The 22,339-nt window shown below is 65.4% G+C and carries 23 protein-coding genes; 7 read left to right on the top strand and 16 right to left on the bottom strand.

The features are described 5' to 3' along the window. Window positions 1-30: 30 nt before the first annotated feature. From argC to CK944_RS08115, 3 genes are read right to left on the bottom strand one after another with little or no spacing between them, the layout of a single operon-like run. The gene (gene argC / locus CK944_RS08125; RefSeq protein WP_103172561.1) at window positions 31-942 is read right to left on the bottom strand and encodes an N-acetyl-gamma-glutamyl-phosphate reductase; all 912 of its coding nucleotides are present in this window, start codon (window positions 940-942) and stop codon (window positions 31-33) included. A 56-nt stretch (window positions 943-998) separates the two neighbouring features. Next, on the bottom strand, window positions 999-1,328 hold the full coding sequence (locus CK944_RS08120; protein WP_103172560.1) for a DUF779 domain-containing protein: 330 nt from the start codon (window positions 1,326-1,328) through the stop codon (window positions 999-1,001). Next, complete coding sequence (locus CK944_RS08115; RefSeq protein ID WP_103172559.1) at window positions 1,325-2,386, bottom strand: DNA topoisomerase IB; 1,062 nt, start codon at window positions 2,384-2,386, stop codon at window positions 1,325-1,327. Before CK944_RS08115 ends, CK944_RS08120 begins: the two co-directional genes overlap by 4 nt. A 258-nt stretch (window positions 2,387-2,644) precedes the next feature. Here CK944_RS08115 and CK944_RS22860 point away from each other — a divergent pair, with 258 nt between their 5' ends. After that, window positions 2,645-3,877, top strand: a complete 1,233-nt coding sequence (locus CK944_RS22860) for a hypothetical protein (protein ID WP_146038626.1) — start codon at window positions 2,645-2,647, stop codon at window positions 3,875-3,877. Between the two features lie 39 nt (window positions 3,878-3,916). Here the strand turns inward: CK944_RS22860 and carB are convergent, their stop codons facing one another. The 4 genes from carB to dapD form a co-directional block, all read right to left on the bottom strand. Beyond that, window positions 3,917-7,255: a carbamoyl-phosphate synthase large subunit gene (carB, locus tag CK944_RS08105; protein ID WP_103172557.1), complete on the bottom strand. Its 3,339-nt coding sequence runs from the start codon at window positions 7,253-7,255 to the stop codon at window positions 3,917-3,919. 93 nt (window positions 7,256-7,348) lie between these two features. Then, the gene (locus CK944_RS08100) at window positions 7,349-7,927 is read right to left on the bottom strand and encodes an exopolysaccharide biosynthesis protein (protein ID WP_239986005.1); all 579 of its coding nucleotides are present in this window, start codon (window positions 7,925-7,927) and stop codon (window positions 7,349-7,351) included. 65 nt (window positions 7,928-7,992) lie between these two features. Continuing rightward, window positions 7,993-8,445 (bottom strand): YaiI/YqxD family protein, encoded by a 453-nt coding sequence (locus CK944_RS08095; RefSeq protein ID WP_103172555.1) that lies wholly within the window; start codon window positions 8,443-8,445, stop codon window positions 7,993-7,995. Window positions 8,446-8,455: 10 nt separating this feature from the next. After that, complete coding sequence (gene dapD / locus CK944_RS08090; protein WP_103172554.1) at window positions 8,456-9,277, bottom strand: 2,3,4,5-tetrahydropyridine-2,6-dicarboxylate N-succinyltransferase; 822 nt, start codon at window positions 9,275-9,277, stop codon at window positions 8,456-8,458. 103 nt (window positions 9,278-9,380) lie between these two features. Between dapD and CK944_RS08085 the strand changes: the two genes are divergently transcribed. Further along, window positions 9,381-10,217, top strand: coding sequence for an LOG family protein (locus tag CK944_RS08085; RefSeq protein ID WP_103172553.1), 837 nt, complete (start codon window positions 9,381-9,383; stop codon window positions 10,215-10,217). A 48-nt stretch (window positions 10,218-10,265) separates the two neighbouring features. Next, window positions 10,266-10,862 (top strand): hypothetical protein, encoded by a 597-nt coding sequence (locus CK944_RS08080; RefSeq protein WP_103172552.1) that lies wholly within the window; start codon window positions 10,266-10,268, stop codon window positions 10,860-10,862. A gap of 44 nt (window positions 10,863-10,906) precedes the next feature. Here CK944_RS08080 and rlmN read toward each other — a convergent pair whose 3' ends face one another. Both rlmN and CK944_RS08070 read right to left on the bottom strand, forming a co-directional pair. Then, window positions 10,907-12,079 carry a 23S rRNA (adenine(2503)-C(2))-methyltransferase RlmN gene (rlmN, locus tag CK944_RS08075; protein ID WP_103172551.1) on the bottom strand — a complete coding sequence of 391 codons (1,173 nt, stop codon included), beginning with the start codon at window positions 12,077-12,079 and terminating at the stop codon, window positions 10,907-10,909. A gap of 126 nt (window positions 12,080-12,205) precedes the next feature. Then, window positions 12,206-12,730 carry an invasion associated locus B family protein gene (locus tag CK944_RS08070; protein ID WP_103172550.1) on the bottom strand — a complete coding sequence of 175 codons (525 nt, stop codon included), beginning with the start codon at window positions 12,728-12,730 and terminating at the stop codon, window positions 12,206-12,208. Window positions 12,731-12,882: 152 nt separating this feature from the next. Between CK944_RS08070 and CK944_RS08065 the strand changes: the two genes are divergently transcribed. Next, window positions 12,883-13,869: an asparaginase gene (locus CK944_RS08065; protein WP_103172549.1), complete on the top strand. Its 987-nt coding sequence runs from the start codon at window positions 12,883-12,885 to the stop codon at window positions 13,867-13,869. Here the strand turns inward: CK944_RS08065 and CK944_RS08060 are convergent. Next, entirely contained in the window at window positions 13,866-14,624 is a 759-nt protein-coding gene (locus tag CK944_RS08060; protein WP_103172638.1) for a TSUP family transporter, read from the bottom strand. The genes CK944_RS08065 and CK944_RS08060 overlap by 4 nt on opposite strands. 148 nt (window positions 14,625-14,772) lie before the next feature. Here CK944_RS08060 and CK944_RS08055 point away from each other — a divergent pair, with 148 nt between their 5' ends. Next, window positions 14,773-15,774, top strand: coding sequence for a nitronate monooxygenase family protein (locus CK944_RS08055; RefSeq protein ID WP_103172548.1), 1,002 nt, complete (start codon window positions 14,773-14,775; stop codon window positions 15,772-15,774). On the opposite strand, the gene serB is transcribed toward CK944_RS08055, so the two are convergent. The 4 genes from serB to CK944_RS08035 form a co-directional block, all read right to left on the bottom strand. After that, window positions 15,764-16,642, bottom strand: a complete 879-nt coding sequence (gene serB, locus CK944_RS08050; protein ID WP_103172547.1) for a phosphoserine phosphatase SerB — start codon at window positions 16,640-16,642, stop codon at window positions 15,764-15,766. The genes CK944_RS08055 and serB overlap by 11 nt on opposite strands. Window positions 16,643-16,667: 25 nt before the next feature. Then, window positions 16,668-17,510: a C40 family peptidase gene (locus tag CK944_RS08045; RefSeq protein WP_103172546.1), complete on the bottom strand. Its 843-nt coding sequence runs from the start codon at window positions 17,508-17,510 to the stop codon at window positions 16,668-16,670. Continuing rightward, window positions 17,507-18,883, bottom strand: a complete 1,377-nt coding sequence (locus CK944_RS08040; RefSeq protein WP_103172545.1) for a M17 family metallopeptidase — start codon at window positions 18,881-18,883, stop codon at window positions 17,507-17,509. The genes CK944_RS08045 and CK944_RS08040 overlap by 4 nt, the downstream gene beginning before the upstream one ends. Before the next feature lie 83 nt (window positions 18,884-18,966). After that, window positions 18,967-19,344: a hypothetical protein gene (locus tag CK944_RS08035; RefSeq protein WP_103172544.1), complete on the bottom strand. Its 378-nt coding sequence runs from the start codon at window positions 19,342-19,344 to the stop codon at window positions 18,967-18,969. Window positions 19,345-19,486: 142 nt separating this feature from the next. Here CK944_RS08035 and CK944_RS08030 point away from each other — a divergent pair, with 142 nt between their 5' ends. After that, on the top strand, window positions 19,487-20,134 hold the full coding sequence (locus tag CK944_RS08030) for a carbonic anhydrase (RefSeq protein WP_103172543.1): 648 nt from the start codon (window positions 19,487-19,489) through the stop codon (window positions 20,132-20,134). Between the two features lie 28 nt (window positions 20,135-20,162). Here CK944_RS08030 and CK944_RS08025 read toward each other — a convergent pair whose 3' ends face one another. Together CK944_RS08025 and CK944_RS08020 are read right to left on the bottom strand one after the other, a co-directional pair. Next, on the bottom strand, window positions 20,163-20,762 hold the full coding sequence (locus CK944_RS08025) for a DedA family protein (protein ID WP_103172542.1): 600 nt from the start codon (window positions 20,760-20,762) through the stop codon (window positions 20,163-20,165). Window positions 20,763-20,766: 4 nt separating this feature from the next. Then, a complete protein-coding gene (locus CK944_RS08020; RefSeq protein ID WP_103172541.1) occupies window positions 20,767-21,789 on the bottom strand; it encodes an aspartate-semialdehyde dehydrogenase in 1,023 nt (340 codons plus the stop codon). 166 nt (window positions 21,790-21,955) lie between these two features. Here CK944_RS08020 and CK944_RS08015 point away from each other — a divergent pair, with 166 nt between their 5' ends. Beyond that, a complete protein-coding gene (locus tag CK944_RS08015) occupies window positions 21,956-22,339 on the top strand; it encodes a DUF6152 family protein (protein WP_103172540.1) in 384 nt (127 codons plus the stop codon).

The following is a 22,339-nucleotide window of genomic DNA, read 5'->3' as shown; positions in this document are numbered from 1 at the left end:
AGGCACCGGCCCCGGCCGGTGCCTTTTGCTCTAGAGGCTCGCCGCCTCGTCCACGCCCAGCATGATGTTGAGGTTCTGGACCGCCGCGCCCGACGCGCCCTTGCCCAGGTTGTCCAGCACCGCCACCAGTGTCGCGCAGCCGTTCTGGGCATCGCCCTGCACGGTGATGCGCAGGCGGTTGGTGTCGTTCAGATCCGTGGGCACGATGCGCGAGCCCGTCCCCTGCGCGACCTCGATGAAGCGCTGCCCGGCATAATGGTCCGCCAGGGCCTGCGTCAGGCCGTCCAGCGTCCGGCGGTCGTTCAGGAACAGCGGCACCTGCACGGCCATGCCTTGCGCGAAGTTGCCCACCGAAGGGGCAAAGATCGGCTGCCGCGACAGGCCGGCATGGACCATAATCTCCGGGATATGCTTGTGGCGCTGGGTCAGGCCATAGACGAAATGGGCGGGGGCCGCGCCGTCCTCGTATTCCGCAATCAGCGCCTTGCCGCCGCCGGTATAGCCGCTGACGGCGTTGATCGTCAGCGGCTCGGACGGCTCGATCAGGCCTGCGGCGACCAGGGGCGCGATGATGGCGATGGCACCGGTGGAATAGCAGCCGGGATTGCTGACCAGCCTTGCCGCCGCGATCCGGTCCCGCGCGCCTGCGCCCAATTCGGGAAAACCGAAAGCCCAGCGTTCGTCCACCCGATGCGCGGTGGAGGCGTCGATGATCCGCACATCCAGGTCGCGCGCCAGTTCCACGGCCTCGCGCGCGGCATCGTCGGGCAGGCACAGGATCGCCACATCGGCTTGCTGGAACGCCTCGCGCCGGGCGCCGGCGTCCTTGCGGCGGTCCGGGTCGATCTGGATCAGGCGGATGTCGTCGCGCGTTTCCAGCCGCTCCCGGATCTGCAGGCCCGTGGTGCCTGCCTCGCCGTCGATGAAAACGCTGTATGCCATGGTCCGCCCCCTGGAAAATGTCCGGGCGTTATAGGGGACGGCAGCAGTCCTGCCAATCAGATCCGGCAGATTTCCGACCGGGTCAGGAACCGCTTCTCGCGCCCGTTGTCCAGGCTGAACATGCCGCCCCGGCCGGGCACCACGTCGATGATCAGGTCGGTATGGGCCCAGGCCTCGGCTTGGGAGGCGCTGATATAGAAGGGCGCGCCGCCGATCTCGCCCAGCTTCACGTCGCGTTCGCCGACGCGGAAATCACCCTGCGGATAGCACATGGGCGAGGATCCGTCGCAGCAGCCGCCCGACTGGTGGAACAGGACGGGGCCGTGGTCGGCGACGATTTCGGCGATCAGGTCCAGGGCGGCGGGGGTGGCTGTGACTGTGCTCATGCCTTCAACCTTTTCTTCAGGAATTCCAGCACCTGCCGTTCCTCGGGGCGCAGGCCGGGTTGTTGCAGATCGTCGTCGATTTCCTCGCGCAATTCCAGCTTCAACTCGTCGGCAAGATAGGCGTCGATCACCTGCGGGTGGACATAGCATTTCCGGCAGATGGTCGGCGTGTTGCCCAGGCGGGCCGCCACCCGTTCGATCGCCTCGCGGATGTTGCGCTTGGCGGCGGCCTCGCTGTCGCAGGCCTCGTATTCCGCCAGGGCCAGGGCGGCCAGGACGGTGCCGGTCCAGGTGCGGAAATCCTTGGCGGTGACGTTCTGGCCCGAGATCGCGCGCAGATAGGCGTTCACCTCGGTCGAGGTGACCTTCTGCCGTTCGCCATTCTCGTCCAGATACTGGAACAGGTGCTGGCCCGGAATGTCCTGGGCGGCGCGCACGATCCGGGCCACGCGGCGGTCGCGCAGGCCCAGGTCCCATTCCTTGCCGGACTTGCCCTTGAAGCGGAACCGCACCTGGTTGCCGTCAAAGGTCACATGCCGGTCGCGCAGCGTGGTCAGCCCGTGGGACTTGTTCTGCTTGGCATAATCGGCATTGCCCACCCGGATCATGGTGTTTTCCAGCAGGTACACCACCGTCGCCAGGACCTTTTCGGCGGGCATCCCGTGCCGCGACATGTCCTGATCGACCTGCGCGCGGATATGGGGCAGGGCATGGGCGAATTCGACCATGTGTTCGTATTTGGCGCTGTCCCGGATGGCGCGGAAATCGGGGTGATAGCGGTACTGCTTGCGCCCCTTCGCATCGCGCCCCGTGGCTTGGATATGACCGCGCGGATCGGGGCAGATCCAGACATCGGTATAGGCGGGCGGGATCCCCAGCGAGGCCAGCCGCTTGCGTTCCGCCTTGTCGGTGATGGCCTTGCCGCCGGGACCGCGATAGCTGAACCCCTTGCCGGATCGCTGGCGAGTGATCCCCGGCATGTCGTCGTTGACATAGACCAGCCCCGCCTCTCGCGCGGCGTCCTGCGGGTCGGGAATGACGGGGCCGTCCTTGGGCATGAGCGCGGATCCAGAGGGGGTGGGTTTGGCTCAACGCTGAGTGGGCGGGTTGGTTGCGCGAGGTGGGATTGCTGCATGGATGGTGAGAAAATGCGCCAAGCCGACATGGTGGCTCTAGGAGACTATGCCTGAAGTGGGAGTCCGGGTGACCGCGAATTGAGTGGTAAACTATATCCTACTTGTCTTGTTACTGCAATCATGTAGCTTGGATGCGACAGTATTAAAATACGCAAAGCAGTAAAACCAAAAGAGATCGCCATGTTATTTGACCCGGAGAACTTTCAAAAAGATAATTACGAGATAAATTTTGGGCTAGGTTTAGACAGGCTGAAAATTGGTGAAAGGGAGGAATATAATATTTCCATACCAGTGTGCTACACTGGTAATCGTATCATTTTGGATCTTACTGGTCAATTTGACTTTAATAGTGATTTTAACATTATAGGTGATAGCAGCACCAGTGCAAGAATATATGCTTATCGCGGCAAGTGCCGCTTCGAGGTGCTAGTCACAAGCGCAAATGCTAGCCTTGGACCTAGCACGTTCTCGGTGCTGGCAACGCCGGATCGCGAGCCATTGCTGATACCTCATACTGAAAACTACGTTTCGTTCAAAGCCATCATGCTTTCTCCACCAAAACTGATAGAGCGAGAGGTCAACCTCACAGTTGGCGAAGATAGGTCATTTGTCCTTAGGCCGATGGGTAAAAAGGGGAGCGAGTATTTACTAGTTACCTCAAAACATAGGGGGGCAACCGACGAAATATTTAAAGACACTCGTGTATTGAACGATTTTATGCTTTTTATGAAAGGGACGCACTGTGGCTTCGGGCACAGTATTGGAATAGCGGAAAGTGGCTCTACCGCATTCGAAATGATTGGTTTTACACGCCATGATAGCTGCAAACACTCGCCAAATTGGTTCGATCTGCACGCACAATCAAGACTGCCCGAAATATTTCGACTGTTTGCTTCTTCATTCGATGGCAGTATTCGTGAAAGAGCGCTTCGGCAGGCACTTAACTTCTACCGAGCGTCAAACGCATCACGAGATGTGTCGATTGAGATGTCTATAATTGCTGCTCATGGTGCTTTGGAGGCGCTGACCAACTTCATTCTAGAATATCAAGCTGGATGGTTTGGAAGCCTTAGTACTGAGAGGATAAGCTTCTGCGATAAATTACGAGCAGCAAGCGCCTATATTGGCATTTCGGATCAGATAATGAAGCATAGCGAAAATCTTGAAAGACTTAGCAGATCGCGTAACAATATGGATCCTTTCGAGATTTTAAGTTTCATTCGCAACAAGATAGTGCATCAGGATCCAAAGTATCTACCTAAGGGACTGGAGTTGCATGAAGCATGGTTAATGATGCAGTGGCTTGTGGAGGTGCTTATCTTTGGAATTATCGGATATGAAGGTGAGATAGTGGATCGTAGAATTTACCGAGGTTGGTCGGGTCAGAAGTGCACCTTAAAATTTCGCCGCTGAAGACGTCAATACATCTTCAGCGGAGGTATTTTTTGCCGTCTAAGCCTGCAGCGACCTCACACCGACTTCCCCCTCCTCGCGCGACTTGATCGCCGCCACCGCCGCGATGCTCCCCGCGGCCGTGGTGAAATACGGGATCTTGTCATACAGCGCGACCGCCCGGATCTCGCGGCTGTCGGCGATGGCCTGAACGCCCTCGGTCGTGTTCAGGACCATGGCGATGTCGTCGTTCTTCAGGCGGTCCACGATGTTCGGGCGGCCTTCATAGACCTTGTTGACGCGGGTGGATTCGACGCCCTCGGCCGCCAGGAACTCGGCGGTGCCGGCGGTGGCGACCAGCGAGAAGCCCATGGACACAAGATCGCGCGCCGCCGCCGCAAGGGCAGGGGTCTTGTCGGCGTCCTTGACGGACAGGAAGATGCGCCCTTCATGCGGCAGATGCGTGCCCGCGCCCATCTGCGCCTTGAGGAAGGCGCGGGCGAAGTTGCGGTCCCAGCCCATCACCTCTCCGGTGGAACGCATCTCGGGGCCAAGCAGCGTATCGACGCCGGGGAAGCGGGCGAAGGGCAGCACGGCCTCCTTGACCGAGAACCAGGGCGTGATCGGGTCGGCCAGGGTCAGCGGGTCGGCGAAGGGCAGGTCGTCCTCGGGGCCGACGCCTGCGGGATAGGGGTCGCGCAGGGGGAAGTTCGACATGGGTTCCCCGGCCATCAGCCGCGCGGCGATGGAGGCGATGGCGCTGTCGGTGGCCTTGGCGACGAAGGGCACGGTGCGGGACGCGCGCGGGTTCACCTCCAGCACATAGATCGCGCCGTCCTTGATCGCGAATTGCACGTTCATCAGGCCCTTCACCCGCAGGGCGCGGGCCATGGCGACGGTCTGGCGCTTCAGTTCGTCGATGGTGGCGGCGTCCAGGGTGTGCGGGGGCAGGCAGCAGGCGCTGTCGCCCGAATGGACCCCGGCCTCCTCGATATGCTCCATGATGCCCGCGACATGGACATTCTCGCCGTCCGACAGGGCGTCCACATCGACCTCGATCGCGCCGGACAGATAGCTGTCGAGCAGCACCGGGTTCTTGCCGGACACGCTGACGGCCTCGGTGATGTAGCGGCGCAGGTGGTCCATGTCGCGCACGATCTCCATCGCGCGGCCGCCCAGGACGTAGGAGGGGCGGATCACCAGCGGGAAGCCGATGCGTTCGGCGATCTGGATCGCCTCGGCATCGGAATGGGCGATGCCGTTGATCGGCTGGCGCAGGTCCAGGTCGTTCAGCAGCTTCTGGAAGCGTTCGCGGTCCTCGGCCAGGTCGATGGCGTCGGGGGTGGTGCCCAGGATCGGGATGCCCTCGGCCTCCAGCGCGTTGGCCAGCTTCAGGGGCGTCTGGCCGCCGAACTGGACGATCACGCCGTGCAGCGTGCCGTTCTCCTGTTCCACGCGCAGGATTTCCAGGACGTGTTCCAGGGTCAGCGGCTCGAAATACAGCCGGTCGCTGGTGTCATAATCGGTGGACACCGTTTCCGGGTTGCAGTTGATCATGATCGTTTCATAGCCCGCATCCGTCAGGGCGAAGCAGGCATGGCAGCAGCAATAGTCGAACTCGATCCCCTGGCCGATCCGGTTCGGGCCACCGCCCAGGATGACGACCTTTTTCGCATCGGACGGGCGCGATTCGCATTCCACGTCGCCCATCGCGGGGGATTCGTAGGTGGAATACATATAGGGAGTCTGCGCCTCGAATTCGGCGGCGCAGGTGTCGATGCGCTTGAAGACGGGCAGGATGCCGGCATTGCGGCGGGCGCGGCGGACATCAGTTTCGTCCCGGCCGGTCAGATGGGCCAGGCGGGCATCGGTGAAGCCCATCATCTTGAGTGTGCGCAGCCCTTCGGCATCCATGGGCAGGCCTTCGTGCCGGACCTTGTGTTCGGCATCCACGATCTCGCGGATGCGCGCCAGGAACCACGGGTCGAAGCTGGTGACACGCTGGATTTCGTCATTGCTCATGCCGAAGCGCATCGCCTCCGCGATGACGCGGATGCGGTCGGGGGTGGCGCGCGACAGGGCCGCGATGACGGCGGGCTTGCCCTGGTCCGCCGCGCCCTCGATGGCGATCTCATCGAGGCCGGTCAGGCCGTTCTCCATGGATGCCAGCGCCTTTTGCAGCGATTCGTGGAAGCTGCGGCCGATGGCCATGACCTCGCCCACGGATTTCATCGCCGTGGTCAGTTCGGGCTTGCTGCCGGGGAATTTCTCAAAGGCGAAGCGCGGGATCTTGGTCACGACATAGTCGATGGACGGCTCGAAGGACGCGGGCGTGACCTTGGTGATGTCGTTGTCCAGCTCGTCCAGCGTATAGCCCACGGCCAGCTTGGCGGCGACCTTGGCGATGGGGAAGCCCGTGGCCTTCGACGCCAGCGCCGAGGACCGGCTGACGCGGGGGTTCATCTCGATCACGACCATGCGGCCGTCGGCCGGGTTGATCGCCCATTGCACGTTGGACCCGCCGGTTTCCACGCCGATCTCGCGCAGCACGGCGATGGAGCCGTTGCGCATGATCTGGTATTCGCGGTCCGTCAGCGTCAGGGCAGGCGCCACGGTGATCGAATCGCCGGTGTGGACGCCCATCGGATCGACGTTCTCGATGGAACAGACGATGATGGCGTTGTCGTTGCGATCCCGCACGACCTCCATCTCGTATTCCTTCCAGCCCAGCAGGCTTTCATCGACCAGCACCTGCGCCACGGGCGAGGCGTCGAGCCCCGAGCGCACGATCCGTTCGTAATCGTCGCGGTTATAGGCCACGCCGCCGCCGGTGCCGCCCAGGGTGAAGGCGGGGCGGATGATCGCGGGCAGGCCGATCTCCTCCAACGCGTCCATCGCCTGCTGGACGCCCGCGTTGATGTCGTATTTGCCATTTGGCAGCTTGGGTGCGGCGACAATGGTGGCCTTGGGGTTTTCCAGGCCGATCCGGTCCATCGCCTCGCGGAACAGCTTGCGATCCTCGGCCATCTCGATGGCGGCACGCTGCGCGCCGATCAGTTCAACGCCATAGCGGTTCAGCACGCCCATGTCCGCCAGCGCCAGCGCGGTGTTGAGGCCCGTCTGCCCGCCCATCGTCGGCAGCAACGCGTCAGGGCGTTCCTTGGCGATGATCTTCTCGACGATCTCGGGGGTGATCGGCTCGATATAGGTCGCGTCGGCCATTTCCGGGTCGGTCATGATCGTCGCGGGGTTCGAGTTGACCAGGATCACCCGGTATCCTTCCTCGCGCAGGGCCTTGCAGGCCTGTGCGCCGGAGTAATCGAATTCGCAGGCCTGGCCGATGACGATGGGGCCTGCGCCGATGATCAGGATCGACTTGATATCGGTTCTTTTCGGCATGGGGGTCCCCTGGGGCTTGCGGCTGATAAATCGTCCGGGGTTATAGCCATGCACGGTCGGACCGCAAGGCAAGACGACGGGCTTTTTGCCCGTTTATTGCAGGAACCACAGGACGCCGCCGCCCAAGGACAGCAGAATGGCAAATCCCAGAAGGGTGAACAACCCGTCCCGTGCCAGCATCCCGAAGGCCAGAAGGCTGACCACGGTTCCCAGGATCGAGGATGTGAAGGGAACCAGTTCCAGAAAGGGCATCGCCAGGCCGCAGACCATGCACAGCGCCTGCGTCAGCTTGCGCAGGGGGCCATGGACCAGAAAAGCCAGCCTGGGCCTTGCGACGCGGTCCAGCCAGCGGGCCGGGCGGCGCATGATCTTCAGCGCGCGATCCAGCTTGTCGCTGTCGATCTGGCGCGACATCACAAAGCCCGGCAGCCAGATATGATCGCGCCCCACCAGCATCTGCCCCGAGATCAGCGCGATGGCGATGCCGCAGACCGACGAGAACAGCGGGATGCCGGACAAGGGCGACACGACCGCAAGCGCCACGAAGATCAGGTTGGGGATCAGGGAATTCTCGCCCAGCGATTCGACGATCTGCCCGACCGAGGTCTTCTTGCCGTCCGAGGCCGCGCCTGCCGCGTCCAGCAGGGGCTGCACCGTTTCCTCGTCCTGCACCGTTTCCCCTTCCTGCAATGGCCGGGGGCCAACGCATCCCGGCGGCGGAAGGTTCGGCCCGAAGGTCAGCCGCGCAGGGCGGCGCCCAGTTCGCGGTCCAGAACCTGCAGGAAGCGCGATCGGTCGGCCTTGGAAAAACCCGCACCCCCGCCCTGCAGGAAGGGATCGGCGGCGCGCAGATCGGCCATCAGGTCGCGCGTCGCCAATCGAGGGCCGATATTGGCGATGGTCAGCACCTCGCCGTCATGTGTGACGACCCGCGCCCCGGCCTTGAGGCAGCGGTCGGCCAGCGGCAGGTCGGCAGTGACCACCACATCGCCCGGCCCGCACTGGTCGGCGATCCACTTGTCGGCCTCGTCCGGTCCCTCGGCCACGATCCGCAGGCTGACCAGCGGATTGGCCGAGGGACGCAGCCCGCCATTGCAGACCAGCACCATCTGCACCTTCAGGCGCGTCGCCACGCGCTCCGCCTCGGCCTTGACCGGGCAGGCGTCGGCGTCGATGAACAGCGTGGTCACCCGGCCCCCGTCAGTCGCGCAGCAATTCGTTGATCGAGGTCTTGGAGCGTGTCCTGGCGTCCACCCGCTTGACGATCACCGCGCAATACAGGCTGACGCCGTTCTTGGACGGCATCGACCCCGCGACGACGACCGATCCGGCCGGAACCTCGCCATACATGACCTTGCCCGTTTCGCGGTCCACGATCTTGGTGGACTGGCCGATGAAGACGCCCATCCCCAGGACCGAGCCTTCGCGGACGATGCAGCCCTCGACCACCTCGGACCGGGCGCCGATGAAGCAGTCGTCCTCGATGATCGTGGGCCCGGCCTGCAGCGGTTCCAGAACGCCGCCGATGCCCACGCCGCCCGACAGGTGGACGTTTTTCCCGATCTGGGCGCAGCTGCCCACCGTGGCCCAGGTATCGACCATCGTGCCTTCGCCCACATGGGCGCCCAGGTTCACGAAGGAGGGCATCAGCACCGCGCCCTTGCCGATGAAGGCCGACCGCCGCACGATGGCGCCGGGCACGGCGCGGAAACCGGCCGCGCGCCATTGGCTGTCGCCCCATCCCGCGAATTTCGAGGGCACCTTGTCCCACCAGTTCCCGCCCTGCGGGCCGCCCGACATCTCCTCCATGTCGTTCAGGCGGAAGGACAGCAGCACCGCCTTTTTCGCCCACTGGTTCACATGCCAGTCGGTACCGCGCTTCTCGGCCACGCGCAGGGCGCCGCTGTCCAGTTGCGCCAGGGTTTCCTCCACCGCCTCGCGCACGAAGCCGGTCGTGCCGGCGTCGATATCGGCGCGGGCCTCCCACGCGGCCTCGATGGCGGTCTCAAGTGCTTGGGTCATGGGCCTCTCCTGGATGGCTACTGCGGGTGGAAACTGGTTCACCGGGGCTATAAGCCTGGGACAAGGCCCATGCAATCCGAGGCCCGTGCAATCCGAGGATCCGATGAACGACGCGACCAAGACCGCCGAAGACCGCGCCCATCCCTTTCCCCACAGCGACGAGGATGCGGTCCGCGCCGAACAGATCCCCGACACGCCGCAGACCCGCTCGCCCGCCTATCAGCTGGCCTTCACCGACCGCGACTTCCTGCTGCGCGAAGAACTGCGCCCGGTCCGCCTGCAACTGGAGCTGCTGAAGCCGCAGATGCTGCTGGACGAGGCCGGGGTGGAATCGACCGTGGTGATGTTTGGCGGCGCGCGCATCCCCTCGCCCGAAAACGCGGGTCTTGCGCGCACGCCGACGCTGGCGAAGCTGTCGGCCTATTACGAACAGGCGCGGCTCTTCGCGCAGGAGATGACCCGCCGCAGCCTGGAAGCCGGCGGGCGCGAATTCGTCATCACCACCGGCGGCGGCCCCGGCGTGATGGAGGCGGGCAACCTGGGCGCGCACGAGGTCGGCGGCAAGTCCATCGGCCTGGGCATCGTGCTACCCCACGAACAGGCGCCGAACGTCTATGTCACGCCGGAACTGTGCTTCAACTTCCACTATTTCGCGATCCGCAAGATGCATTTCCTGATGCGCGCGCGGGCGATCACCATCTTCCCCGGCGGCTTCGGCACCCTGGACGAGTTGTTTGAGGCCCTGACCCTGATCCAGACCGGCCGCATGGCCCGCGTCCCCTTCCTGATGTTCGGGCGGGAATTCTGGGAAGGGATCATAAACTGGAAGGCTCTGGCCGAGGCCGGCACGATCTCCGAGGAGGACCTGGGCCTGTTCCGCTTTGTCGAGACGGCGGAGGAGGCGGTAGGGATCATTGATGGGTGGGGGAAGCCAGTCTGAAGACTGTCAGTTATCTGAGGTGATCAGCAGCTTGGAAGAATCATCAAGATGGCCACTGAAGCTTGGATCGAAACCAATGAGGCTGAAGATGTAGCCGGCTCTATTCGCCATGCACTCCGTTGCAGCAAGTTCGTGAACGAAGATCCTCAGGCTTGGAAATGGTTCATGCTTTCGCTTCATTCTGCATTGCAGGGTGCTTGCGTCTGCCATCTGACAACCACCGCCGCACCACTTGGAGCGATTACAGAAAGCAATAGTAAAGAATGGATAAAATATTTTGAAGAACGTCGTTTAAATAAGTCCGCGACACCGCCTAAGACTTGTTTGATGAGTCTGCCAGGTTTGCTGAAAGCAGTACGAAATCCAAACTCAACTGACAGTCATTTTGGCGGAAAAAATATAGCAATCAGTGATAAGGAGCTTAACTGGCTTCGGTTATTGCATAATGAAATCCGCAACCAGTTCATCCATTTCGAACCTACCGGCTGGGTGATCGAAATATCTGGATTGCCGGACTTTGCCAAGTTGGTGGCGCGGATCGTTGCGGACATCTTAGATGCAGGCTGGGGATTTCGGCATATGGAAGATAATCAGCGCGATGCTATGCGTCGCGACTTGGACAGAATTCTATCCATAACTACTTAGCTTCTTCGTCTCCAATTAGTAGATAGGGCTACGGTGCGGCAGGATTACCCCGCCGCCTCCGCCGCAATCTCCGCCCGTGACTTCCGCCCCCGTTCCGTCGCCGACTTCAACTGCCCGCAGGCGGCCATGATATCCTCGCCGCGCGGGGTGCGGATCGGGCTGGCATAGCCCGCCTTGTAGATGATGTCGGCAAAGGCGTGGATGCGGTTGTTGCTGGACCGCTTGTAGGGCGCGCCGGGCCATTCGTTGAAGGGGATCAGGTTGATCTTGGCGGGGATGCCCCGGATCAGCTCGACCAGGCGATGCGCGTCCTCGTCGCTGTCGTTCACGCCGGCCAGCATCACATATTCGAAGGTAATCCGCTCGCTGTTCGACAGGCGCGGATACTCGCGCAGGGCGTCAAGCAGCGTGGCGATGTTCCAGCGCCTGTTGATCGGCACCAGGACGTTGCGGACCTCGTCGGTGGTGGCGTGGAAGCTGACGGCAAGCTGGCAGCCGATCTCCTCGGCGGTGCGGGCGATCTCGGGGACCACGCCGCTGGTGGAAAGCGTGATGCGGCGGCGCGACAGCGACAGCCCCTCGTTGTCCATGCAGACGCGCATGGCGTCGCGCACGGCGTCGAAGTTGTACAGCGGCTCGCCCATGCCCATCAGGACGATGTTGCTGACCAGACGGGTTTCGTCCTTGGGCGCGCCCGGAACCGGCCATTCGCCCAGGTCGTCGCGGGCCAGCATCAACTGGCCGACGATCTCGCCTGCGGTCAGGTTGCGCACCAGCTTCTGCGTGCCTGTGTGGCAGAAGGAACAGGTCAGCGTGCAGCCGACCTGGCTGGACACACACAGCGTGCCGCGCCCTTCCTCGGGGATATAGACGGTCTCGACCTCGTGGCCGCCGGCGATGCGGACCAGGTATTTGCGGGTGCCGTCGGCGCTGACCTGCCGGGTCACGATCTCGGGCAGGGCGATCTCGAACTTCTCGGCCAGCAGGGCGCGATAGTCCTTGGCCAGATTCGACATCCCCGCGAAATCGCGCACACCCCAGTGATAGACCCATTGCCAGACCTGGCCCACGCGCATCTTGGCCTGCTTTTCCGGGGTGCCCGCGTCGATCAGTGCCTGGCGCAACTGGTCGCGCGTCAGCCCGACGATGTTCACCCGCCCGCTGTCGGGCAGCTTGCGGGGAAGGGTCAGGACATCCTGCGTGATGGGCGCGTTCATGGCATTACCGATCTGGGGCGAAAGACCCGCAGATAAGCGAAACAGGGCCGAAAATCAACCGGCCTTGCCTTTCACTTTGGCTCAAATATCCCACGGGGGTCCGGGGGACGTGAAGTCCCCCGGCTCTTACTGGCAGCGCGAGCGTGCCGTGTTGGTGGCCGCCGTGATCCCCGCCAGGCTGAAGGTGTCCTTGGTCACGGTGCCGCGCGACGACCGCCCGGTGATGACCGCGTTCGACCCGCCGCGCAGGGCGCCGATCAGCTTTTCATCCTCGGACGCGCTGCCGGTCCAGGCGCTTTCGCCTTCGGTGAACAGGTTGAACTTGTTGCCGCCGATATCGACCTCGACCGTGCTGTCGGGGGCGAAGGGATAGCCGCCGGTAAAGGACACCTCGCCGTTCTGGCCAGGGCGATAGGCCACGTACAGGCGGATATCGCCGCGCGTCACCTCGCGCGGGGCGCCGTTCGCATCGGTGTTCTGCGTCGCCTTGGGCGGGGAAACGGCCCAGCATTCCTTGGGGTTTTCCGCCGCGAAGACGGTCCAGTCGCCCTCGGTCGCGACGACATTGGTGGATTCCTGCGCCGCGGCGGTTCCCAGTCCGGCCATCAGGACAAGGGCGGCGGTCATGCCGCGCAGCGTGGTATTGGTCATGCTCTGGCCTCCTGCCATATCTCGCCACATCTTTTGGGGGTTTTTCCCGATTGCTGTGGTCTTTTCAACCGTCCCCGGTCACGATAGCCAAAATCATTGCGCGAGAAAGAGCGCAAGGCAGGAAATCGCGCAATTGTCAGGGGAGGCAGGCGATGCGGTCAGCGGAATTGATCGAGCTGTGGCGCGGCGGACAGCGTGAAAGCAGCCATTGCGGCGATGCCGTCATCTGCGACACCAAGGGCGTCATCGAGGCCTGGGGTCGCCCCGAGCAGATCGTCTTTCCCCGATCGTCCTGCAAGATGATCCAGGCGCTGCCCCTGATCGAAAGCGGCGCGGCGGATGCGGCGGGCCTGACCGACCGCCAGCTGGCCCTGGCCTGCGCCAGCCACAGCGGCGCGCGGATCCATGTCGATGCGGTGGATCAGTGGCTGCGGGGGCTTGGCATGGGGGAATCTGACCTGCGCTGCGGCTGCCACATGCCGCGCGATGCGGATGAAAACCGCCGCCTGACCTGCGGCGACGAAAGCCCCTGCCAGCTTCACAACAACTGTTCCGGCAAGCACGCGGGCTTTCTGACTCTGAACCGGCACCTGGGCGGCGGCACCGAATATGTGGATCCCAACCATCCCGTGCAGCAGGCCGTGAAGGCCGCCTTCGAGGAGGTGACGGCCGAGACAAGCCCCGGATACGGCATCGACGGCTGTTCGGCCCCGAACTGGTCCTGCTCGCTGGCGGGTCTGGGCCGGGCGATGGCAGGTTTCGCCGATCCCTCCGACGACAGGCGGGGCCGGGCGATGCGGCGGCTGGTCGATGCGATGCGCGCGCATCCCGAGATGGTCGCGGGCGAGGGGCGGGCCTGCACGATCCTGATGCGGGCCATGGGCGGGCGCGTCGCCGCCAAGACGGGGGCCGAGGCGGTCTTCGTCGCCATCCTGCCCGATCAGGGGCTGGGCGTGGCCTTGAAGGTGACGGATGGCGCGACCCGCGCGGCGGAAGCCGCGATCACCGCCCTGCTTGTCCATCTGGGCGTGCTGCCCGAAAACGACCCGGCGGTCGGCCGCTTCCTGACCGACCCGATCCGCAACTGGCGCGGCATGGTCACCGGGGACATGCGGACCGCCCCCGGCTTTCCCGCCTAGATCATCTGCCAGATCAGCCGCAGCGCCAGCGCGGTCGAGGTCACGACCAGCAGCGGCTTGATCAGCCGCGCGCCGATGCGGCTGGCCAGCCGCGCGCCCAGCATGGCCCCGGCGATCTGCGCCACGCCCATCACGATCCCCACCAGCCACAAGGGTTGACCGAACAGCGCGAATGCCCCAAGCCCGCCCAGGTTCGAGGCGAAGTTCAGCAGCTTGGTATGCGCGGTGGCCTTCAGCACCCCGTATCCCGCCAGGGTGACAAAGGCGATCATGTAGAACGATCCCGCCCCCGGCCCGATCAGCCCGTCATAGAAGCCCACCAGCGGCACCGCTGTCAGCGCAAAGGCCGCCGGCGCCACCCGCTGCACCCGGTCCAGATCGTTCAGGCCGGGTTTCAGCGCGAAAAAGACCGCGATGCCGATCAGGATCACCGGAAGGACCAGCCGCAGCTTGTCGGTCGGCAGATAGCTGACCAGAACCGCCCCCAGTGCCCCCGCCACCCCGGCGATCAGCGCGGATCGCCATTGGCTGCGCAGATCGACAAGACCGCGCGCGGCATAGCTGATGGCGGCGGTCGCGGCGCCGAAGGCCCCCTGAACCTTGTTCGTGGCAAGCGCCTGGGCCGGGGGAATTCCTGCCAGCAGCAGCACGGGCAGGGTGATCAGCCCGCCACCCCCGGCAATCGAATCGATGAAGCCCGCCGCGAAGCCGGCAGCGGCAAGGATCAGCAGCAGTTCAAGGGAAAGGTCCAGCATGAACGGCGCCATGCGCCTTTGGACCGTGATTGTAAAGATGGGGGCATCGGGGGTTTCGCACGCCCCCAGCCTGCCGCATGGTGGCGGGGGTCGGACACCGGGCATGGTTCCTCGGATGTCCGTCCGGGCAAGGATAAGGGGCACGACGATGTTCGATGATCTGACGCACCGTGTGGTGCAGGCGCCGATGGCGGGCACCTCGACCCCGGAACTGGCCGTGGCGGTCTGCGAAGCGGGCGGACTGGGCTTCGTGGCGCTTGGTGCCCTGGACGCGGAGGGCGCGCGCAAGGCGATCCATGCGGTGCGGCGGGGAACGGACCGGGCCTTCGGGGTGAACCTGTTCTGCCATAGGCCCGCCCGTCGCGACCCGGCGCAAGAGGCCGCATGGACCGACACCCTGCGCCCGGTCTTCCAGCGGTTCGGGGCCAGCCCGCCCACGACGCTGCGCGAAATCTATCCCAGCTTTCGCGGCAACGACGCAATGCTGTCGGTGCTGCTGGCCGAGGGGCCGGCCATCGTCGGGTGTCATTTCGGCCTTCCCACGCCCGAACAGATCGCCGCCTTGAAAGGGGCGGGATGCAAGTTGTGGGCGACGGCAACCTCGGTCGCCGAGGGGCAGGCGATTCGGGATGCAGGTTTCGACGTGATCGTGGCGCAGGGCCACGAGGCGGGGGGGCATCGCGGCATCTTCGACCCGGACGGTCCCGACAGCCGGCTGGATCATCTGGCGCTTGTGCGGGCGCTGCTGCCGCTGGGCCTGCCGGTCGTGGCTGCGGGTGCGATCATGGACAGGGCGGCGGCGCGGGCGGCGATGGATGCGGGCGCGGCCGCCGTGCAATGCGGCACCGCCTTTCTGCGCGCGCCCGAAGCCGCGACCCCGCCCGCGCATCGCGCGGCGCTGTCGGGCGGGCGGACGGTGATGACCCGCGCGATTTCCGGCCGTCCGGCACGCTGCCTAGCCAATGATTTCACCGCAATCGACGACACGGGCGCGGCGGATTATCCGGTGGCCTATGACATCGGCAAGGCGCTGCACGCCGCCGCCATGGCGCAGGGGAACGCCGGATACGGGGCGTTCTGGGCCGGAACGGGCGCGGCCGCCAGCATCGCGCGGCCTGCGGCCGATACGGTGCGGGCGATCAGCCCGTGACGAAATCCCGCGCGCCATAGCCTTGCAGGTACAGCAGCGCCGTCAGGTCGCCGTGATTGATGCGGATGGGGGCCTGCGCGGCCACCGAGGGTTTGGCGTGCAGGGCCACGCCCGTTCCGGCCATCTGGATCATGCCCAGGTCGTTCGCGCCGTCGCCCACGGCGATCGCATCGGCGGGGGTCAGCCCCCGCGCGGCGGCGATCCGGATAAGCGCCTCGACCTTGGCCTCTCGCCCCAGGATCGGCAGCGCGACCCGTCCGGTCAGCAACCCGCCTTCGGCCAGCAGGGTGTTGGCGCGGTGTTCGTCGAACCCCAGCCGGTCGGCCACGGCCTGGGTAAAGGCGGTGAAGCCGCCCGACACAAGCGCCGTATAGGCGCCGTTCGCGCGCATCGTCGCCACCAGTTCCGCCCCGCCCGCCGCCATGGTGATGCGCGAGGCCAGGACATCGGCGATCACGCTGTCCTTCAACCCGGTCAGCAGGCCCACCCGTTCGGTCAGGGCGCCGTCGAAGTCCAGTTCTCCGTTCATGGCGCGGGCCGTGATGTCGGCCACGCGCGGGCCGACGCCTGCCATGTCGGCCAGTTCGTCGATGCATTCCTGCCCGATCATGGTCGAATCCATGTCGGCCAGCAGGATCGCCTTGCGCCGCCCCGCGGCGGGCTGGATCGCCAGATCCAGCGTCTGCTGCTGCAGTTCGGCCCAGGCGTCCTGGAAATCGGCGGGTTCGGCCGGCAGGTCGAATTCGGCCGCGACGCGGGGGTTCAGCCAGCGGATCGGTCCGCCCCCCCAGCGATGGGTCAGGGCTTGCGCCACATCCTCGGTCAGGTTGGCGCGCAGGGGCGATGCGATCAGCGAGACGGTGAACATGGGCCGGGCCTCCTTTGGCGGGGGTCTAGGCCAAAGCGGCAGGCTGCGCCAGAGCCGGGCGGCGGATGCCCAGGAAGGGGCCGTCGCCCGCAGCCTCGATCCGTGCCAGCGCGTCAGGGATGGCTTCGACGATCACGGCCATGGCAAAGGCGGTGGCGTGGATCATGCGATCCGGTCCCATCGCCAGGGCCACATGGCCCGGCCAGAACAGCAGGTCGCCGCGCCGGATGTCATCCACGGCTGGAAAGGCCACGCGTTGCAGATCGCTGTCGCCGGGGCAGGGGATGCCGCAGGCGGTCAGCGCGGCCTGGACCAGCCCGGAACAGTCGATGCCCCAGCGGCTGTTGCCGCCCCACAGATAAGGGGTTCCCAGCAGGCTTTCGGCGACGGGCACCGGATCCGGTGCGGGTCGGTCGCCGACATGCTGGACGGGAACGAAGCCGCCGGTCGCCAGCCGCGCGAACCGCCCCTCGATCGCCGCGACAGACAGGCGGGCGCCGATCGACAGGCTGGCGGTCTCTCGCTGCTTCATGTCGGGCGCGGGATAGACATGCGTCGCGGGCGCCGTCACCCGATGTGTGATGGGTGGCAGATCCGTGCCCAGTGCGGCGGCGGGCAACCAGCCGCAGTATCCGTCCAGATCCGCCTGCACGAAGCACCAGCCGTCGCGCGTCTCGATCACCGTCACGTCGGCGCCGAAATTGACCTGTCGGTCGCGACGACCGTCGGGGGCGGTCATCAGGTCGGCCAAGGGCACCGTCAGCCGCGCGGAGTGGCCGGGGGTATAGGCGGGACGCTCGATCACGCCCGCCAGGCTTTCCAGGGCAACGCGATCCGTGGCGGGGGTCAGGCGCCGGTCCAGCGTCATGATGCGTCCGTGGGCAGGATCTGCGGCAGCGCGGCCAGGATCGCCCGCGCCCCCTGGCCCACGCCGCCCTTGGGGCGACCCGGGGCCAGCACCGGCTGCCAGCCATAGATGTCCATGTGGACGTAACGCCCGCATCCTTGGGCAAAGCGGCGCAGGAACAGCGCCGCCGTGACCGACCCCGCCATCCCGCCCGAGGGGGCGTTGTCCAGATCCGCAATCGGCGGCTCGATCTGCGATTCGTAGCCGTCCCAGAAGGGCATCCGCCACAGGGGATCGCGCACGGCCATCGCGGCGCGGGACAGCGCATCGGCGGTCGCATCGTCGTCGCAATAGAAGGGCGGCAGGTCGGGGCCAAGCGCGACCCGCGCCGCGCCGGTCAGCGTCGCCAGCGAGATCATCAGGTCGGGCGATTCCTCGGCCCCCAGCGTCAGCGCATCGGCCAGGATCAGGCGGCCTTCGGCATCGGTGTTGTTCACCTCGACCGTCAGGCCCTTGCGGCTGGTCAGCACGTCGCCGGGGCGGAAGGACGCCGCCGAAACGCTGTTCTCCACCACCGGCAGCAGGACGCGGATCCGCATCCGGTCGGCCGCGCCGGTCAGCGCCAGCATCTTCAGCAGACCAAGCGCGGTCGCCGCCCCGCCCATGTCCTTCTTCATCAGCAGCATCGAGGCCGAGGGCTTGATGTCCAGCCCGCCGGTATCGAAACACACGCCCTTGCCCACGACCGTCAGTCGCGGCCCGGCATCGCCAAGGCGGATGTCGATCAGGCGCGGGGCCTGTTCGGCGGCGCGCCCGACCGCGTGGATCATCGGCAGGTTGGCATCCAGCAGATCCGGTCCGGCCGTGACCGTCACGGATGCGCCGACCTCAGCCGCCAGGGCGCGGGCCGCGGCTTCCAGATCGTCCGGCCCCATGTCGTTGGCGGGGGTGTTGATCAGGTCGCGCGTCAGGAACTCTCCGGCCGCCTGGGCGCGGATCCGGGCGGCATCGACGCCTTCGGGGCAAATGAATTGCGGCCCGTCCTGGGCTGCCCCCTTGTAGCGGGTGAAGCGGTACTGTCCCAGCAGCAGCGCCAGGGCAGCCTCGTCCGGGTCCAGTCCTTCGGGCAAGGCGGGGCGCCAGATGCCGGGCGGCAGGGCCGTGGCATGGGCCAGCGCGAAACGGGTGCGGTTTGCCCGGGTCCGGTCGCCCAGGCCCAGGAAAGCGCCCGCCAGCCCGCCCGAGGCATTGGGCAGCAGGCAGATTTCCCCCAGCTTCGCCGAAAACCCGGCCGAGGCGGGCCAGGGTCCGGCCTGGTCCGCCAGCGGATCGCCCTTCCAGACGACCCACAGCGGCAGGGCGTCGGCGGATTCGGGGGCGAAATCTGGGAGCATGAGACAATCCTTGTCTGTCGGCCTTGTCTGTCGGGCCTTGTCTGTCGGGCGCGACATTACAACCTGCGCCCCGGCCCGCAAGCCTAGCCAAGCCCGGACCTGTCCCAGATGGCCGTCAGGGACCGGTTGCCGACCCGCATCAGCCGGGCATGGACGGCGGGCAGGGCAATGGGATCGCGCCGTTCGGCGCAGCCGCCCAGGTCCATGGCCACGCCTGCCAGCGACAACAGCCCGATCTGCCAGGCAAGCCGGGCCAGCAGGTCCGACTGGCGCGCGATCTCGGGCAGGTCTTCCGCGCCGACGGCACGGTCGGCCGCAGTCAGCGCCCCCGCCAGTTGTTCAAGCGCCAGGCCGATGACATTCTGGGCCGCCGTTTCGCCCAGTTCGGTGACGATATCGCCGACGCGCCGGGAATCGACCCGAACGGGTTCCGATACGGCCAACGCCATGATTTGTGCCATCTGCCTTACCTTCATCTTCTTGCACGTCCGGTCCCCGCAACATGGGGCCTTGCCATGAAGAAAGGCTTGATGGCGGCAAAAGAAACCTCTCGAATTTGTTTCAATCCCCGCCTATCAAGCAGCGTGACAAGAGAGGTGAGACATGAACAACATCCGCCCCCTGCCGCACTATCTGGTCGGCCGTTTCCACGGCTGGCGGGCCACGTCCTATTCCGAAAACAGCGCCTGGTATCGCCGTCTGGCGACCGATGGGCAGCGTCCGCGCGCCATGGTGATCTCCTGCTGCGACAGCCGCGTCCATGTCACCAGCATCTTCGGCGCGGATTCGGGCGAATTCTTCATCCACCGCAACATCGCCAACCTGGTGCCGCCCTATGCGCCGGACGGGCTGCAGCACGGCACCTCGGCCGCGGTGGAATATGCGGTGCAGGCGCTGAAGGTGGCCCATCTGATCATCGTGGGCCATACCAGCTGCGGCGGTGTCGCGGGCTGTCATGCCATGTGTTCGGGCCGCGCCCCCGAGCTTGAGGAGAAGACCAGCTTCGTGGGCCGCTGGATGGATGTCCTGCGCCCCGGCTATGACCGGGTGAAGGACCTGCCCGAGGACCAGCAGGTCGCCGCCCTGGAACGCGAGGCGGTGCTGGTGTCGATCGAGAACCTGATGACCTTCCCCTTCGTCAAGGCGGCGGTCGAATCGGGCCAGATGTCGATCCACGGCCTTGTCCACGACATCAGCGAAGGCACCCTGGTCCAGGCCGTCGAAGGCGGCCGCAGTTGGGTGGAAGTCTGATCCGGGATAAAGGGATGCCCGGCGCTCCTCAGGCGTCGGGCTTCCAGCGGATCACGCGCCACAGATAAAGCGCGATGATCCCGATCACGACCGCCGTGGACAGCGGGTCGATCCAGTGTTCGACATTTTCGTACTGGTCTTCCAGCAGATAACCGGCAACCGCCAGCCCGCCCGACCAGATGAAGCTGCCAAGCGCGGTGTAGAGCAGGAACTGCCCCTGCGGCATCCGTTCGATCCCTGCGGGGATCGAGATCAGCGTGCGCACGGTGGGGACGAAGCGGCCGAAGAAGACGATGGCCCGGCCGTAACGGTTGAACCAGCCCTCGGCCGCTTCGAATTCCGACAGGGTGAGGGTCAGCCAGCGGCCGTGGCTGGCGATCAGGCGGCGCAGCCGGTGCGCCCCGAAGGCGCGCCCGACCAGGTACCACAGCCAGGCCCCCGCCAGCGATCCCAGCCCCCCGGCCAGGATCGCCAGCCACAAGGGTGTGCCGCCGCGCGCGGCGTTGAAGCCCGCCAGCGGCATGATCAGTTCCGACGGGATCGGCGGAAAGACGTTTTCCAGCAGCATCAGGGCCGCGATGGCCAGGGCCCCGCCGCTGTCGAGGAAAGCCGCGATCCAGTCGAACACCCGGTCAGCCCTTCTTCAGGACGCGATTGCCCAGCAGTTCGGCGATCTGCACCGCGTTCAGCGCCGCGCCCTTGCGCAGGTTGTCGCTGACGCACCACAGGTTCAGGCCGTTTTCGACGGTCACGTCCTGGCGGATGCGGCTGACGAAGGTGGCGAAGTCGCCCACGCATTCGACCGGGGTCGTGTAGCCGCCGGGTTCACGCTTGTCCACGACCAGGATGCCCGGCGCCTCGCGCAGGATGTCGCGGGCCTCGTCCTCGTCCAGGAAATCCTCGAACTCGATGTTGATCGATTCCGAATGGCCGACAAAGACCGGGACGCGCACGCAGGTCGCGGTGACCTTGATCGCGGGGTCGAGGATCTTCTTCGTCTCGGCCGCCATCTTCCATTCTTCCTTGGTGTCGCCGCTGTCCAGGAAGACGTCGATCTGCGGGATCACGTTGAAGGCGATCTGCTTCTGGAACTTCTTGGGCTCTTTTTCCTGGCCCGGCACATACATGCCCTTGGTCTGGTCCCACAGCTCGTCCATGCCGTCCTTGCCGGCGCCAGACACGGACTGATAGGTCGAAACCACCACGCGCTTGATGCGCGCACGGTCATGCAGCGGCTTCAGCGCCACCACCATCTGCGCGGTCGAGCAGTTGGGGTTGGCGATGATCATCTTGTTCTTGTAGTCGTGGATCGCCTCGGGGTTCACCTCGGGCACGATCAGCGGGATCTGCGGGTCATAGCGATAGAGCGACGAGTTGTCGATCACCACGCAGCCGGCCTGGGCGGCGCGGGGGGCGTGGATCTTGGTCGCGTCCGATCCGATCGCGAACAGCGCGAGGTCCCAGCCGGTGAAGTCGAACTGCTCGATGTCCTTCACCTTGAGGGTCTTGTCGCCGAAGCTGACTTCGGTGCCCTGCGACCGGCGCGAGGCCAGCACGGCAATCTCATCCACCGGGAACATGCGTTCTTCCAGGATGTTCAGCATTTCGCGGCCCACGTTCCCCGTGGCGCCGGCGACGACGACTTTGTACCCCATCTCCTTGGGACTCCTTTTCTGGCGGTCGGGTGCGTTTAGCGCATGGGGGGGTGCAAGGGAAGGGGAAAGGCCCGGCCACCCGACCGGCGCATGGGTCACGCCAATGTCATCCGCCGGCCGGGCCGGGCGCGCTATCCTTGGGCGACCAAACGGGAAAGGCCGGCTCATGTTCAGCACCCTTCGCCCCGCGCTTCTGGCCCTTGCGGTCATGGCCCCTGCGGCGCCCCCCGCCTTGGCCCATCACGGCTGGTCCTGGGCCGAGGCCGAGCAGTCGCGCCTGGAGGGCGTGATCGAGGACATCTCGATGGCGCCGCCCCATCCCAGCCTTCGGGTCAGGGCGGCCGACGGCACGGTCTGGTTCGTCGAGCTGGGCAATCCGGGCCGGACCACGCGGTCGGGCTTCGGGCCGGACACCGCCGCCGTGGGCGACGCCGTCACCGTGATCGGCAACCGCGACCGCGACGGGGCCGAGGCGCATATCAAGGCCGTCCGCATCGTCATAGACGGCCGGAACTATGACATGTATCCCGAACGCATCCGGTCCGACTGA

The sequence above is a fragment of the Paracoccus sp. SY genome (assembly GCF_002901215.1).
In the GTDB taxonomy this organism is placed as follows: Bacteria; Pseudomonadota; Alphaproteobacteria; order Rhodobacterales; family Rhodobacteraceae; genus Paracoccus; species Paracoccus acridae.
The sequence above is the reverse complement of the archived record's forward strand: the minus strand, read 5'-3'. Positions and strand labels throughout refer to the sequence as shown.